We start from the raw sequence: 15,758 nt of genomic DNA, 5'->3' as shown, positions 1-15,758 counted from the left end.
ATTATAGAAAACAATATAAAACTTATGTATATAAATTACATTGTTTGCAATACTCTCTCTTATTCAGTCATATCCTTCTTATTGTCTATAACAACACAATCTTATTATATCATTTTTCAAATCACTAACTTCCATTATATGTTTCAACAAAATACAGCAATCAATATTCACTATGCTGTCAAAGAAAAACTCAATTTGAATATCCAATATTTATCACTGATTACAAAATATTTTTGTCGAAAATATTATCTATAAGTTTTACAATTTTCTTCAAATAACTCAAAATATATAAATAAAATGAAAAATATTTAAAAATTATGGTATATCCCTCGTTTACCATTTTACTCAGCTAAAATATTATTATGCTTAATTATGCTTATTCTTACCATAGATACCGCTTCAATTTACTGTACTGCCGCGCTTATTCATAATAAGTCTGTTATCGCATGTATCAGCGAACGCATGAAAAAAGGTCATGCTGAGAAGCTTATTGGACAAATTACAGAAGTGACTGAGCAAGCCAATATCACACTTGATCAAATTGATCGTATTGCCGTCAATATTGGCCCAGGATCATTTACGGGGATACGCGTCGGTGTTTCAACAGCAAGAGCTTTAGCTTTAGCTTTAGAAATACCGGCTATCGGGGTAAGCGCACTTGAAGCCTTAGCAAAACAAGCGGCTCTTCAAAATATCTCATCAAACATCACTGTTGCCATAGAAGCAGGGAGAGGTATGTTTTATCATCAAGATTTCAATAAAAATCTCATAACTTTAAACGCACCTGGTTTAAAAACACTTGAGAATATTATTGAAAACTTACCACAAAAAACGACCCTCACAGGTCCAGCCACAGATCTTATTGCTTTACACCTTAAAAATAATACAACCAATAAAATTCTTGAGTTTAATCAAATTCCATACGAAGCAGCAAACATTGAGATTTATGCTTATCTTGCTGCAGAAAAACAATCACAAATGTCTCCTCGTCCCTTATATCTGCGCAATGCGGATGCAAAAAAACAAACGAATTTTGCTATACCCCGAAAACAATCATGATTAAACGTTCACTGATAAAAAAACATTTTTGGATTGCGCCATTACAAGCTGAAGATAGCTTTTCTCTTCATCAAGTGCATCACAATTGTTTTGTTCCAGCTTGGGACAAACAAACATTCGATATCTTTTTAAAAGATCGCTTTATCTTCGGCTATAAAGCCTGCTTTATTGGAAAACCTTCTAAAATTTTAGGATTTTGTCTCTGCCGTCTCGTTCTCGATGAAGCAGAAGTCATAACAATTGCTGTTCATCCTCATTATCGTAAACAAGGGATTGGCAACCTTCTTATTGATCATATGTTGCGTCATCTGCACCATGAACGTACAGAAAAATTATTCCTCGAAGTCGAAGAAAGCAATTTTGCTGCTTTAGCTCTTTATCAAAATTTCAAATTTAAAAAGATTGCTAAACGCCCTGCATATTATCAATCACAAAATAACCGCACAGACGCAATTATTATGCAAAAAACTTTTAAGTCAAGAGATTGAGATTTGCATAAAAAACGTTTAGAAACACTCTATGAATCAACCAACGCCTAAAAAAATGTCTCTCACTGCTCCTAAAACTGCTCCTAAAAAAGTTTTTATAAAAACTTACGGATGCCAGATGAACGTTTATGACAGTCAACGGATGAGCGATAGTCTCAGTGCTGAAGGCTATGTCACCACACAAACACCGAATGACGCTGATCTTATTCTTGTCAACACATGCCATATTCGTGAAAAAGCTGCAGAAAAACTTTACTCTGATCTCGGTCGATTACGGATGATCCGTCAAAAACGTACGCCAGATAAACCTTTAACGATTGGTGTAACAGGGTGTGTTGCACAAGCTGAAGGAAGTGAAATCCTCCGACGTACATCAACTGTTGATCTCGTCGTTGGACCGCAAATGTATCATCGTTTGCCGGAATTACTAAAACACACTCAAGAAGGAAAAAAAATTGTCGAAACAGATTATGCTGTTGAAGACAAATTTGCTCACTTACCACCCCATAATAAACGCGCTGTACAAAAACGAGGCGTCAGTGCATTTTTAACCGTCCAAGAAGGATGCGATAAATTTTGTACCTTTTGTGTGGTTCCTTACACACGAGGTGCTGAAGTATCACGCTCTGTCGAGCAAATTACAGATGAAGCGCGCCAACTCATTGAGGCCGGTGTCAAAGAAATTACGCTCCTTGGACAAAATGTTAATGGATGGCATGGGCAAAATACTGATGGAAAAACTTGGCGTCTTGGCGATCTACTCTATCATCTTGCTAAACTTGATGGTTTAAAACGTCTACGTTATACAACCAGTCATCCACGTGATATGGATGAAAGCCTTATTGCAGCGCACCGCGATCTTGATATGCTGATGCCTTATCTGCACCTCCCTGTCCAATCAGGTTCCGATCGCATCTTAAAAGCAATGAATCGTCAGCACAAAAGTATTCATTATCTTGAACTTATTGAAAAAATTCGTACAGCACGGCCTGATATCGCTTTTTCAGGGGATTTTATTGTGGGTTTCCCAGGTGAAACAGATGAAGATTTTGAAGAAACAATCAAACTGATTAAACAAGTCGGTTATAGCTCAGCTTATTCTTTCAAATATTCACCTCGTCCTGGTACAATTGGTGCAAAAATGAATAATCATATTGATGAAGAAGTAAAAAATGCACGTCTCCAACATTTGCAAGCACTTCTTCTTGATCAACAGCATGCATTTTTACGCTCTAAAATCGGTCAAACAACTGATATCTTAATTGAAAAAGCTGGTCGTCATTCTGGACAAATGGTGGGACGTTCTCCTTGGCTGTTGCCTGTTGTTGTAGACACACAAGAAACTGCTGGTACAATTATGGAAATTCAAATTAAAAGTGCAAGCTCAAACAGCTTTGTTGGAGAAAAAGTAGCATCTTAAAAACATCAAAAGACAAACTTTTAAAAAGCTATTTCACTTTTAAAGAAAGATATTATATTGGAAATGTAAACTCTATAAAGATGAATATCGTCTTTGTAGAATTTATTAAGAAAATATACTATGCTCAAAAACACAGGAGAATAGGTTGAAAACCTCAACCGAACAGCAGAAAAAAACGCAAAAAATAAGCGTCTTTCGTAAACATACTCGTATTTTTAAAAAAGCTCAAACATCAAATATTAATTACATTGTTTTAACTTTTGAAAATAACAGCTATGCAAAAACAGTGTTTGGTAAATTTGATGAAAATCTTGCCCATATCGAAAAAAAACTTGGGGTTGAAATTTGTTCACGTGGAAATGAGATTTCAATCCGTGGTGCAACGATAGCCATTGAACGTGCACAATATATACTCAATCAGCTTTATGAACTCGCAAAAACACATCGAGAACTCATTTTATCCGATATAGACAGTGTGATTGCTATGGCAGATTTGCCCAATAATCAGTTTGAAACACAGAAAAAAACTCAGCCAGCAGCAAAACGCATACCCGCACAATTAAGTACCCACAAAAAAACAATCCATGCCCGCACTCCAGCGCAAGACTCTTATATACGTGCGATGGAACAGACGGAACTTGTTTTCGGCGTTGGACCAGCAGGCACCGGGAAAACATATCTTGCTGTTGCTCACGCTGCAATGCTCTTAGAACGAGGTATTATTGAACGTATCATACTTTCGCGCCCTGCTGTTGAAGCTGGAGAACATCTTGGTTTTTTACCCGGGGATCTCAAAGAAAAAGTTGCTCCTTATTTACGTCCCCTTTATGATGCTCTTTATGATATGATGCCTGCCGAAAAAGTGGAACGCGTTTTAACTTCTGGAGTTATAGAAATTGCCCCTTTAGCATTCATGCGTGGGCGAACATTAACACATTCAGCTATCATCCTTGATGAAGCGCAAAACACTACCCCCATGCAAATGAAAATGTTTTTGACGCGTCTTGGAGAAGGAGCGCGAATGATCATAACAGGCGATGTAAGTCAAATTGACTTGCCTGCAGGACAGAAATCAGGTTTAATAGAAGCAATACGTATTTTATCTAACATAGAAAATATTAAAATCATTCACTTTGATGAAACAGATGTTATACGTCACCCTCTTGTTGCCGCCATTGTTCGTGCATATGATTATGATACACAAACAAAGAAGTCCAATACAAATACTTCTCATAAAAAAAATGAATTAAAGACATCATGATTACCATTGATATAACCATTAAGAATGCTGAATGGGAAAAAGAAGAAGTGCTTTATGATATCACAAAAAAAGCACTACAGACTACATTTCAGCACATTTCATTGGATAATATCACAAGTGAATTGAGTTTACTTTTTACTGATGACAAACATATGGCAGAAATCAATGCTCAATGGAGAAATAAAAATCAATCTACAAATGTTCTATCCTTTCCTGCTTTTCCTTTGAAAGCAGGAACAAAACCTGGATTTATGCTTGGTGATATTGTCATTGCACGAGAAACAGTTATGCGTGAAGCTCAAGAAGAGGGAAAATTATTCCAAGAGCATTTAACGCACATGATTATCCATGGGATCCTCCATCTTCTTGGGTACGATCATGAAACAGATGAAGAAGCTCATCAAATGGAACAATTGGAAAGAGAAATTCTTCAAAAGCTTTTGATAAAAGATCCCTATACTGATTTACTTTGAAATGGTAGAGAATTAAATTTTAAAAATAAAATAATATGACAAGCATCAATTTCAATCATCTTATGCACCCAGTTATAAAAAGAAACTTTAGAATATTTTAGAACCATGGCGGATAAAACTAATATACACAATAATAATCAACAATCTTCTCATCATGAAGAATCCTCCTCTCAACGGGCTAATCATACAGAAAAAAACTCACTGTTGAATCAGCTATTTTCATTTTTACGTGGCCGTAATTACACATCACTCCGCGATGATCTGACCAATGCCTTAGCGGCCAACAATGAGGAAGATACAACACTCTTTTCTCCAGAAGAACGTATTATGCTTCATAACATTTTATGCTTACGTGAAGCACGTGTTGATGATGTTATGATTCCACGTTCTGAAATCGAAGCATTAGAAATCAATACTCCTCTTGGAGAAGCTCTTGAATGTTTTGCAAAAATTGGACACTCTCGCATGCCTGTTTACGCTGAAACGTTAGATGATCCGCGAGGCATGATTCATATCCGCGACATTCTTAACTATATGACTCGATTCATTCAAAACTCAACACAAAATGAAAAAAAATCTGATTCTCTTCAATTAAATCATGCAGACTTACATCATCCAATTGGTCAATTAGACCTTATTCGAACTGTTTTATTCGTTCCAGGTTCTATGCTTGCAAGTCAATTATTAACACGGATGCAAACCACACGCACACAAATGGCTTTAGTTATTGATGAATATGGTGGCACAGATGGTCTAGTTTCCATGGAAGATATTGTTGAACTGGTTGTTGGTGATATTGAAGATGAACACGATAACGTTGATAATGTTATCGTACGCGAACCTGATAACAAATGGCTCGTTGATGCAAGAACTGAATTAAAAGATGTCAAAAAAGCTCTTGGACCTGATTTTATCGTAGGAGAAGATGGTGACGAAGTCGATACCATTGGTGGTCTAATCGTTTCTGTCCTTGATCGTATTCCTTCAAAAGGTGAAGTCATTGAAGCTGTTCCCGGCTATCGATTTCGGATTTTAGAAGCCGATAAACGCCGGATTAAACAATTGCGTATTTTTCGTATCCCAGAGAATGAACATCTTCAAAAAAATGTCGCCTTAAAAGGATAATCGAGTGTTTTTAAAAGGATTCACAGTTTTCCTGTTTTCCATCACTGGCTGGAAAAGACAACTGTGTGTCTTTCTGTGCGGAGCTTTAACATCTTTTGCGCTTCCTCCTTTTTATCTGACATTAATAAGTTTTTTAACTTTCCCCATCTTTGTTATTTTCCTAGACGCAATAAATTCGATTCAAAATACAAAAAAACGCCTTCTAACTCACGCGATCACTTGTGGAAATTTTGGTTTTGGTTACTTTATATGCGGTCTTTGGTGGCTTAGTAATGCTTTATTAGTCAGTCCAGCTGCCTTTGCTTGGGCAATTCCTTTTGCTATTGTAGGCCCTCCCGTTTATCTTGCTTTTTATTGGTTTCTTGCTGGTTTCATTATTAGTTTATTATGGATCAAAGGAATAGCGCGTTTCTTTGTACTCGCTTTTGCACTAGGGTTAGCAGAATTGTTACGCGCTATTTTATTTACAGGGTTTCCTTGGAATTCCCTTGGTTATACAGCTATGCCAACGCCCATGTTTATGCAATCAGATGCCGTTATAGGACTTTACGGCATGAATATTCTCGCCGTTTTAGTTTATAGTCTTCCCGCTGTTTTGTTAACAAATGAAAAAAAGAAAATAGCGCTTCTTCTTTGTTGTTTGCTGATATTCATTCACAGTAGCATTGGATTTTATCGTTTAAAAACAGCTCCTAATATCGCTGATTATCAACAAAGTCGCTATTGGGTACGCATTGTTCAGCCTTCGATCCAACAACAAAGTGAGCAACTAGATTATGCAAAACAAGAATCCATATTCGCAACACACATAAAACTCAGTATGACACCAACCATGCCTCAAAATAAGGAACCTGATTTTATTGTCTGGCCTGAAGCATCTATTCCTTACATACTCAATGGAACCTCTGCCATTACCATGCGTATTGCTTCTTTTCTTAAACCCAAACAATGGGCCATTGTCGGCGCAATAAGAACGAATAATCCTTCTAACGGACAAACACAGTATTTTAATACAATTGCAGTTATCGATTCTCAAGGAAATATTCTTAACGCTTCTGACAAACTGCATCTTGTTCCTTTTGGTGAATATCTTCCTTATCAAAGTTTATTAAGTAAATTTGGCTTACAAGCGCTTGCAGACAATGTGGGTGGATATAGTTTCGCTACAGAACGTAAAACTGTCGTCATGCCAAATAATTTTTCTTATCTCCCACTCATCTGTTATGAAATCATATTTCCGAATGAAATAACTTTTAATGGTTCTTCTCCTCAAGCAATCGTTAATATTACAAATGATGCATGGTTTGGTATAACTCCCGGACCCTATCAACATTTTCAACAAGCACAATTACGAACCATAGAACTAGGAATACCTCTCATTCGCGCAGCTAATAACGGAATTTCAGCCGTTATTGATCCTTATGGACGAATCATTAGTGCACTTGGACAAAATGCTATTGGTGTTATTGATTCGCCAATCCCATCTCATATTGCCCCTTTATGGAGCAATAAATACAGAATATTCTCTACTTTCATCTTATTCATTCTTATGTTATTGTGCCGCGTTAGTTTTGGTTCTACAAAACAACTTTAATGATTAAGTGCTTATGTACAATATCATATTATGCGTATTAGTAATGTTGGGGAAAAATTTTTATATTACCTGAATTTATAAAAACTAATCTTACGTGCACCTAATAATGTTAATTTAAAAACAAAGTGCTGGAAATGAAGAGTTGCATTATGACCGAAACTAAAAAAAAACCCGATCCAATAGATGTTTATGTTGGAACCCGTATTCGTTTACGTCGTAATATACTAGGTCTTACCCAGGAAAAATTAGGTGAGAAACTAGGCATAACTTTTCAGCAAATTCAAAAATATGAAAAAGGCACAAATCGCGTTGGCGCAAGTCGTCTTAAAGCAATTGCAGAAATTATGGATGTTCCCGTTTCTTATTTTTTTGATCAAAACATGGGTATTCAACCTATCGAAGGTTTTGCTGAAAGTGAAAATAATTTTATGGATTTCTGCTCTAGCAGTGAAGGGATTCAATTAATGCGGGCTTTTACAAATATATCTGATATCAAAGTGCGTCGAAAAATCATTGATTTGGCTAAAGCTCTTTCTGAAGAAGATCCAACAAACAAGCTATAATAAAAAAATATATTCTTTCTTTATATTACCTCACCAATCAGCATTGACGATTTGCCATAGGATTGGCAAATAAAAGAAATTTTTAATATACCATTTCAATATCGGTTTTCTTTTTTTGATGGAGTTTTTATGTTGCATCAAGACTATCTTTTTACCAGTGAATCGGTATCAGAAGGACACCCCGACAAAATTTGTGATCGCATTTCTGATGAGATCGTTGATATGATCTATAAAGAAGCACACAAAACAAAGACTAACCCGTGGTTAGTCCGTGTTGCTTGCGAAACTTTAGTCAGTGTAAACCGTGTTGTCATTGCAGGTGAGGTGCGTGTTCCCGATACACTTTTAAAAAAGGATAAAAATGGCAAGTTAATTTATGATGAAACAGGTTCTCCTATTATTAATCCAACTCGTTTCCGTACAGTTGCTCGACGTGCTATTCGTGAAATCGGTTACGAACAAATAGGCTTTCATTGGAAAACTGTTAAAATTGATGTTCTTTTACGTCCACAATCCGCTGATATCGCTCAAGGAGTCGATAATGCTATCGATCGTCAAGGAGCAGAAGGTGCAGGCGATCAAGGTATAATGTTTGGATATGCTTGCCGTGAAACTCCAGACCTCATGCCTGCTCCAATTTATTATGCCCATAAAATTTTAAAACTTCTTGCTATAGCGCGTCATAAAAAAGAAGGAGAAGCTGGAAAATTGGGACCCGATGCCAAAAGTCAAATAACAATACGGTATAAAAATAGAAAACCTATAGAAGTCACATCTATCGTTCTTTCCGTACAGCATTTAGATGAAAATTGGAACTCACATAAAGTGCAAACAGTGGTTGAACCTTATATCCGTCAAGCTCTTCATGACATTCGCATTGCTGATCACTGCAGTTGGTATATTAATCCAACAGGAAAGTTCGTTATTGGAGGCCCTCAAAGTGATGCAGGAGTAACAGGAAGAAAGATTATTGTTGATACTTATGGTGGTGCAGCACCACATGGTGGTGGAGCATTTTCTGGCAAAGATACAACAAAAGTTGATCGTTCTGCCGCTTATGCTGCGCGTTATCTTGCTAAAAATATTGTCGCAGCAAATTTAGCAGAACGATGCACCATTCAACTTTCTTATGCCATTGGTGTTGCACAACCTTTATCCATTTACCTTAATCTCCATGGAACAGGGAAAGTTGATGAAAATATTCTTGAAGCCGCAATCCGCAAAATAATGGATCTCTCTCCGACAGGCATTCGAAAACATCTTGATCTCAACAAACCAATTTATGCAAAAACAGCTGCATACGGTCATTTCGGACGAGAACCAGAACACGACGGCTCATTTTCATGGGAGAAAACAGATCTTGTTCAAACACTTACAACAATAATTAAAATACCATGACTGAATATAAAACACGTATGAATGAAGCATTTTTTGGTCGTCGACAAGGAAAACGATTACGCAATAATCAACTTGTGTGTTTCGAAAAGCTCCTTCCAACTCTTAATATTGATCTCAATAAACCTGCGCCTTCTAATTTAACATCATTGTTTTCTGCAAAAATCCAAGAAATTCGACTTGAAATTGGTTTTGGTGGAGGAGAACATTTGCTCCATGAAATGGATCGTTTTCCACAAACCGGTTTTATCGGTGTAGAACCCTTTATCAATGGAATAGCCAAGGTATTAACACGTGTTGAAAAACATAAACCTTATCAAAATCATCTTCGCCTTTATGACGATGATGCTACGCGTCTTCTTGATTGGCTTCCCAAAGCATCACTCGATGGAATCGATTTATTCTATCCTGATCCATGGCCTAAAAAAAAGCATTGGAAAAGACGATTCATTAATATAAAAAATCTCAATCGTTTTGCTCGCGTTCTTAAAAGTGGTAAAAAGTTTCGCTTTGTCAGTGATATAGACACTTATATCAATTGGACCTTATACTACTGTACACGCCATAGCGACTTCGAATGGCAAGCAAACAATCCTCAAGATTGGAAAGTTCCTTATCCGCTATGGCCAAGCACCCGCTATGAAGCGAAAGCATTATATGAAGGAAGAACTCCCGCTTATCTAACTTTTATCAGAAAGTAAATGATGAAACATCTATTTTACAAACAGCTTGAAAAATTTTACGTTTAAGAATATAAATAACTTAATTCTTGATCTTATGATGAAGGGTGGATCATGTGGATCCGCTCTTTTTTAATATCATACAATGAAGAAAAGTAACTTGGATAAAATAATGCACGAAACAGAAAAAATGGATGATATTGACGAGCCTCGTTTGTTCGAAGAGCATGGAACTGAGCTGCGTATCGCTACTCTTATCATACCATTGCTCAAACCTCTGGGCTTTCGTTTAGTTCGTGTAAAACTTCTCGGGTTAAATGGTTTAACACTGCAAATTATGGCAGAACGCACTGATGGAACGATGACAATAGAAGATTGCGAAACTGTTAGTCGCACTGTTTCACCTTTCCTTGATGTGCAGAATATTATTGAGCGAAAATATCATTTAGAAATTTCATCCCCTGGAATCGACCGTCCTTTAGTCAGAAAATCTGATTTTTTTCATTGGCAAGGCCATATTGCAAAAATTGAAACGAGCACGTTAATTGATGGACGACAGAAATTTCGCGGAACACTTTCAAATGTTAAACCTGAGGGTTTTATTTTAAGTGCCGATAAAGTTGCTTATGGAGAAGAAGTCCATATTTCTATTCCTTTTTCTGATGTTACAAATGCACATTTGATCTTGACTGATAAACTTATTCAAGATGCATTGAAAAAAAACAACACATTAGATGAACAATTGACTTCTGAAGAGAACTTCAGCGTCTCAAAACAAGAAGAAAACTATAGAAATTAATATCAATGGGGTCATTCGCCCATAGGATACAAAAAGGAGAAAATCGATGGTTACAAGCGCTAATAGGCTTGAACTTCTGCAAATTGCAGATGCTGTTGCACGCGAAAAATCGATTGATCGTGAAACTGTTATTTCTGCAATGGCTGATGCGATTCAAAAAGCAGCGCGTTCTCGTTATGGTCAAGAAACCAATATCCGTGTTGATATCAATTCTAAAACAGGTGAAATTAAATTACAGCGTTTGCTGAAAATTGTTGATGTTGTTGAAGATTATACAACTGAAATTTCTTTATCAGATGCATTAAAACGTCAAATGGACTCAAAAACTGGTGATTTTCTTTCTGATCCCCTACCTCCTATGGATTTTGGACGGATTGCGGCACAATCTGCTAAACAAGTTATCGTTCAAAAAGTCCGTGATGCAGAGCGCGATCAACAATTTGAAGAATTTAAAAATAAAGTTGGAGAAATCATTTCCGGTACTGTTAAACGCGTAGAATATGGCAACGTTATTGTCGACCTAGGACGTGGAGAAGCTATCGTACGACGTGACGAATTAATTCCACGTGAATCCTTTCGTTATGGTGATCGTATCCGTGCTTTTGTTAATGATGTACACCGTGAACCACGTGGCCCTCAAATTTTTCTTTCGCGCACACATCCGCAATTTATGGCAAAACTTTTTACCATGGAAGTCCCTGAAATTTATGATGGCATTATAGAAATAAAATCTGTTGCTCGTGATCCAGGTTCACGTGCTAAAATTGCTGTTGTTTCACGTGATGGTTCTATCGATCCCGTTGGTGCTTGTGTTGGAATGCGCGGGAGCCGTGTCCAAGCTGTTGTTGCAGAATTACAAGGTGAAAAAATTGATATTATTCCTTGGTCCCCTGATGCTGCAACATTTATTGTTAATGCGCTACAACCTGCAGAAGTTTCAAAAGTTGTTCTCGATGAAGAAGCTGAGCGCATTGAAGTTGTTGTTCCTGACGATCAACTCAGTCTTGCTATCGGTCGACGTGGACAAAATGTTCGCTTAGCTTCACAATTAACGGGATGGAATATTGATATTTTAACGGAACAAGAAGAATCTGAAAATCGTCAAAAAGAATTTTCTGAACGTAGTAAACTTTTTATGGAATCTCTAGATGTTGACGAAATGATCGGTCAAGTTATGGCATCAGAAGGCTTTACTTCAATTGAAGAAATCGCCTACATCAATCTTGAGGAAATTGCTTCTATCGATGGTTTTGATCATGAAACTGCTTCAGAAATCCAAAGCCGTGCACGTGAATATTTAGAAAGAAAAGAAAAAGAGTTAGAAGAAAAACGGAAACAGCTTGGTGTTGCTGATGAGTTGCGAACACTTCCTGGTATGACGACCGCTATGCTTGTTGCTATTGGGGAAGATGGTGTCAAAACAATCGAAGACTTTGCAGGTTATGCCGTTGATGATCTAGCTGGTTGGAGAGAGCGGAAAGAAGGTCAAACAACGAATTTTTCTGGTATTCTAACTTCATTTGATATTACACGCACCGATGCAGAAAACATGATTTTAGCAGCACGTGTACAAGCAGGATGGATAGACGAAACTCATATTAATACAAAAGAATCTGATCAAAATGAAACAATAGATAATAATTTGGATGAGGATACATCTAAATGAATGAACGGACCTGCATTGTGACAAGAAAGACTGCTTCAGCAACAACGCTGATCCGGTTTGTCATAGGTCCAAACAACCAAATTGTTCCTGATCTTAAAGAAAATTTACCTGGACGAGGTGTATGGGTTTCTGCTCACAAAGATATCATTCAAGAAGCAATTAAACGCAAATCTTTTAGCAAAAGTTTTAAAACAGATGTTGAGGTTGCTCCAAATCTTGCTAATATTGTTGATAGAATTTTGCTAAAATCTGCCCTTGGTTACTTATCTATAACGCGAAAAGCAGGTGCAGTTGTCACTGGTTTAACCAAAGTTGATGCAGCTATCCGCTCAGGTCGAGTTATACTCGTTCTTCATGCAAAGGAAGCAAAAGAAGATGGAAAAAGGAAAATTTCACAAGCCATCCACGCAGTACAACAACAAATAAATCAAGAGATAAAAACGATATCTTTTTTAACAAGTGACGAAATGAGTGTGGCTTTTGGTAGTAATCCTGTTATACATGCAGCTTTATTAAATATGAAAGTTGCGAATGGATTTCTTAAGACGATATACAAACTGGCTGCTTATCGTGAAGATAAATGCAATGAGCCTAGTGGGATGACGGCAAACACCGTGAAGGAAATACAATGAGTGAAAATAATAATGACAAAATAACAGTCAAGAAGACACTTACCCTAAAACGGTCAGGACTGGAGACAAGCACAATCAAACAAAATTTTAGCCATGGCCGCACAAAGGCTGTTGTTGTTGAAACGAAACGACGTAAAATTACGCGTCCAGATGAAAAAACTGAGACACAGCAACCTATTACAAAACCCCATGTAGCACAACGCTTAAAACCACGTTTTGAAGAGGGAGCGCCGAATAAACCAAAAGCTCAAGCCAACCTTTCATCAACCGAAATGGAAGCGAGATTGCGTGCCTTAGAAGAAGCACATATTCAAGAAAAAGTAATGCGTGAGCAAGCTGAAGAACAAGAAAGACTTGCAAAACAACGCGAAGAAGAATTGCGTATGCAAGCCGCTCAAGAAATAAAAATACAACAGGAAGATAAAACTACTATAGAACAAACTTCAACACCTTCTTATGAAGTTTCCGCAATAGAACCTTTAGAATCAGTAAAAACAACATCTAAAAAAACACCTTCTGTTGCAAAACGCAGCTCTAACGAAAAAGAAGATGAAGACAAGCACGATCGGCGAGCAAATCTTTCAAAATTAGAAATGCGTACACCTAAAGCTATAAAAGGTGCTGATGAACGCCGCCGTGGAAAATTAACTCTCAATAGTGCATTAGATGAAGAAGGAAGCTCACGCGGTCGTTCAATGGCTGCTATGCGTCGCCGACAAGAGAAATTTAAACGTGCACAAAATCAAGAACCACGTGAAAAAATTTCTCGCGAAGTTATTCTTCCAGAAACAATTACTATCCAAGAACTTGCACAACGTATGACTGAACGCTCCGTTGATGTTATTAAATTTCTTATGAAACAAGGTCAAATGATGAAGCCTGGTGACATCATCGATGCAGATATCGCTGAGCTTATAGCTGTTGAATTTGGTCATACCGTTAAGCGCGTTTCAGAATCTGACGTTGAGGAAGGTATCTTTAATATAGAGGATGACCCTCAAAAGATGCAACAACGTCCTCCCGTCGTCACAATTATGGGACATGTTGACCATGGGAAAACTTCTCTTTTAGATGCTATCCGTAAAGCAAATGTGGTTTCTGGTGAAGCAGGCGGCATTACACAGCACATCGGTGCATATCAAATTGAACAAAATGGTCAAAAAATTACCTTCATTGATACTCCTGGACATGCTGCATTTACAGCGATGCGTGCACGTGGTGCTCGTGTTACTGATATCGCAATTCTCGTTGTAGCTGCAGATGACAGTGTTATGCCGCAAACAATTGAATCAATCAATCATGCGAAAGCTGCTGGTGTCCCTATTATCGTTGCTATCAATAAGATTGATAAACCCGCTGCTGATGCGCAAAAGGTACGTACAGAACTTCTGCAGCATGAGGTTTTCGTTGAAAGTATGGGTGGGGAAACTTTAGAAGTTGAGATTTCTGCTAAAACAGGCCAAAACCTTGATAAACTTCTAGAAGCTATTCTGCTTCAAGCAGAAATTCTTGATCTTAAAGCCGATCCAAAACGAACCGCAGAAGGCGTTGTTATTGAAGCTAAACTTGATCAAGGGCGAGGATCTGTTGCAACAGTTTTGATCCAAAAAGGAACATTACATCCTTCTGATATTATTGTAGCCGGCAATGAATGGGGTCGCGTTCGCGCACTCATTGATGATCATGGTCGTCATATCAAAGCAGCCGCTCCTTCTATGCCAATTGAAATTTTAGGAATGCAAGGAACACCGCAGGCAGGAGACCGCTTTGCTGTTGTAACAAATGAAGCAAAAGCACGTGAAATTGCCGCCTATCGTCAAAGACTAGCTCGAGATAAAGCCGTAGCGCGGCAAACTGGATCTCGCGGTTCTCTTGAACAAATGATGACCAAATTACAAACGACAGGTGTTAAAGAATTCCCACTTATCATAAAAGGAGATGTCCAAGGATCAATTGAGGCAATCATCTCTGCATTAGAAAAAATAGGAAATGAAGAGGTCCGTGCCCGTATCGTTCATTCTGGTGCAGGCGGTATTACCGAAAGTGATATCTCTCTTGCTGAGGCTTCTGATTCTTCTGTTATTGGTTTCAATGTTCGAGCGAATAAACAAGCACGTGATGCAGCAAAAACGCAAGGAATTGAAATTCGTTATTATAACATCATTTATGATCTTGTTGATGATATCAAAGCAGCAATGTCAGGCTTGCTTTCACCAGAACATCATGAAACGTTTCTTGGAAACGCAGAAATTCTTGAAGTCTTTAACATTACAAAAATTGGAAAAGTTGCTGGTTGTCGTGTTACAGAAGGAAAAATTGAGCGAGGTGCAGGTGTTCGCCTAATCCGCGATAATATCGTCATTCATGAAGGAAAACTTAAAACACTTAAACGCTTTAAAGATGAAGTTAATGAAGTGCATGTTGGTCAAGAATGCGGAATAGCATTTGAAAATTATGAAGATCTTCGTGTTGGTGATATCATTGAAATATTCCAAGTTGAGCATATTAATCGTACATTATAAAATAAAAATCCCTCATGTTTTTTCTCTCTAAAGATAGAAAAAAACGAGCAAATTTTATGCGCAGTGACTCTTTCCTTTCTT

The 15,758-nt window shown here is 37.5% G+C and carries 14 protein-coding genes; all 14 read left to right on the top strand.

Annotated elements, in window-relative coordinates; all coding sequences use genetic code 11:
• Window positions 1–372 precede the first annotated feature (372 nt).
• On the top strand, window positions 373–1,059 hold the full coding sequence (gene tsaB, locus NPY00_RS01150) for a tRNA (adenosine(37)-N6)-threonylcarbamoyltransferase complex dimerization subunit type 1 TsaB (protein WP_269020194.1): 687 nt from the start codon (window positions 373–375) through the stop codon (window positions 1,057–1,059).
• A complete protein-coding gene (rimI, locus tag NPY00_RS01145) occupies window positions 1,056–1,547 on the top strand; it encodes a ribosomal protein S18-alanine N-acetyltransferase (protein WP_269020193.1) in 492 nt (163 codons plus the stop codon). The genes tsaB and rimI overlap by 4 nt, the downstream gene beginning before the upstream one ends.
• A gap of 55 nt (window positions 1,548–1,602) precedes the next feature.
• Window positions 1,603–2,967 carry a tRNA (N6-isopentenyl adenosine(37)-C2)-methylthiotransferase MiaB gene (miaB, locus tag NPY00_RS01140; protein WP_269020251.1) on the top strand — a complete coding sequence of 455 codons (1,365 nt, stop codon included), beginning with the start codon at window positions 1,603–1,605 and terminating at the stop codon, window positions 2,965–2,967.
• 145 nt (window positions 2,968–3,112) lie between these two features.
• Window positions 3,113–4,228: a PhoH family protein gene (locus tag NPY00_RS01135; RefSeq protein ID WP_269020192.1), complete on the top strand. Its 1,116-nt coding sequence runs from the start codon at window positions 3,113–3,115 to the stop codon at window positions 4,226–4,228.
• Complete coding sequence (ybeY, locus tag NPY00_RS01130; RefSeq protein ID WP_269020191.1) at window positions 4,225–4,701, top strand: rRNA maturation RNase YbeY; 477 nt, start codon at window positions 4,225–4,227, stop codon at window positions 4,699–4,701. Before NPY00_RS01135 ends, ybeY begins: the two co-directional genes overlap by 4 nt.
• A gap of 105 nt (window positions 4,702–4,806) precedes the next feature.
• Entirely contained in the window at window positions 4,807–5,826 is a 1,020-nt protein-coding gene (locus NPY00_RS01125; RefSeq protein WP_269020190.1) for a hemolysin family protein, read from the top strand.
• A gap of 4 nt (window positions 5,827–5,830) precedes the next feature.
• On the top strand, window positions 5,831–7,420 hold the full coding sequence (lnt, locus tag NPY00_RS01120; protein ID WP_269020189.1) for an apolipoprotein N-acyltransferase: 1,590 nt from the start codon (window positions 5,831–5,833) through the stop codon (window positions 7,418–7,420).
• 149 nt (window positions 7,421–7,569) lie between these two features.
• Complete coding sequence (locus tag NPY00_RS01115) at window positions 7,570–7,983, top strand: helix-turn-helix domain-containing protein (RefSeq protein ID WP_269020188.1); 414 nt, start codon at window positions 7,570–7,572, stop codon at window positions 7,981–7,983.
• Between the two features lie 129 nt (window positions 7,984–8,112).
• Window positions 8,113–9,381, top strand: coding sequence for a methionine adenosyltransferase (gene metK / locus NPY00_RS01110; protein WP_269020187.1), 1,269 nt, complete (start codon window positions 8,113–8,115; stop codon window positions 9,379–9,381).
• Entirely contained in the window at window positions 9,378–10,079 is a 702-nt protein-coding gene (gene trmB, locus NPY00_RS01105) for a tRNA (guanine(46)-N(7))-methyltransferase TrmB (protein WP_269020186.1), read from the top strand. The genes metK and trmB overlap by 4 nt, the downstream gene beginning before the upstream one ends.
• 151 nt (window positions 10,080–10,230) lie before the next feature.
• Window positions 10,231–10,857, top strand: coding sequence for a ribosome maturation factor RimP (gene rimP, locus NPY00_RS01100; RefSeq protein ID WP_442864019.1), 627 nt, complete (start codon window positions 10,231–10,233; stop codon window positions 10,855–10,857).
• A gap of 46 nt (window positions 10,858–10,903) precedes the next feature.
• Entirely contained in the window at window positions 10,904–12,523 is a 1,620-nt protein-coding gene (gene nusA / locus NPY00_RS01095) for a transcription termination factor NusA (RefSeq protein ID WP_269020184.1), read from the top strand.
• Window positions 12,520–13,155 carry an RNA-binding protein gene (locus tag NPY00_RS01090; RefSeq protein ID WP_269020183.1) on the top strand — a complete coding sequence of 212 codons (636 nt, stop codon included), beginning with the start codon at window positions 12,520–12,522 and terminating at the stop codon, window positions 13,153–13,155. The genes nusA and NPY00_RS01090 overlap by 4 nt, the downstream gene beginning before the upstream one ends.
• Entirely contained in the window at window positions 13,152–15,677 is a 2,526-nt protein-coding gene (gene infB, locus NPY00_RS01085; RefSeq protein WP_269020182.1) for a translation initiation factor IF-2, read from the top strand. The genes NPY00_RS01090 and infB overlap by 4 nt, the downstream gene beginning before the upstream one ends.
• Window positions 15,678–15,758: the final 81 nt, after the last annotated feature.

This window comes from Bartonella sp. F02 (genome assembly GCF_026929975.1).
GTDB lineage: Bacteria > Pseudomonadota > Alphaproteobacteria > Rhizobiales > Rhizobiaceae > Bartonella.
Note: the sequence above shows the minus strand (reverse complement) of the source record. Positions and strands in the feature narration are given on the sequence as shown.

Excerpts from the sequence above, each read along its gene's own strand:
- metK (WP_269020187.1), top strand. The coding sequence starts at position 8,113 with ATGTTGCATCAAGACTATCTTTTTACCAGTGAATCGGTATCAGAAGGA.
- rimI (WP_269020193.1), top strand. The coding sequence starts at position 1,056 with ATGATTAAACGTTCACTGATAAAAAAACATTTTTGGATTGCGCCATTA.
- NPY00_RS01115 (WP_269020188.1), top strand. The coding sequence starts at position 7,570 with ATGACCGAAACTAAAAAAAAACCCGATCCAATAGATGTTTATGTTGGA.
- ybeY (WP_269020191.1), top strand. The coding sequence starts at position 4,225 with ATGATTACCATTGATATAACCATTAAGAATGCTGAATGGGAAAAAGAA.
- NPY00_RS01125 (WP_269020190.1), top strand. The coding sequence starts at position 4,807 with ATGGCGGATAAAACTAATATACACAATAATAATCAACAATCTTCTCAT.
- infB (WP_269020182.1), top strand. The coding sequence starts at position 13,152 with ATGAGTGAAAATAATAATGACAAAATAACAGTCAAGAAGACACTTACC.
- rimP (WP_442864019.1), top strand. The coding sequence starts at position 10,231 with ATGCACGAAACAGAAAAAATGGATGATATTGACGAGCCTCGTTTGTTC.
- nusA (WP_269020184.1), top strand. The coding sequence starts at position 10,904 with ATGGTTACAAGCGCTAATAGGCTTGAACTTCTGCAAATTGCAGATGCT.
- NPY00_RS01090 (WP_269020183.1), top strand. The coding sequence starts at position 12,520 with ATGAATGAACGGACCTGCATTGTGACAAGAAAGACTGCTTCAGCAACA.
- trmB (WP_269020186.1), top strand. The coding sequence starts at position 9,378 with ATGACTGAATATAAAACACGTATGAATGAAGCATTTTTTGGTCGTCGA.
- tsaB (WP_269020194.1), top strand. The coding sequence starts at position 373 with ATGCTTATTCTTACCATAGATACCGCTTCAATTTACTGTACTGCCGCG.
- miaB (WP_269020251.1), top strand. The coding sequence starts at position 1,603 with ATGTCTCTCACTGCTCCTAAAACTGCTCCTAAAAAAGTTTTTATAAAA.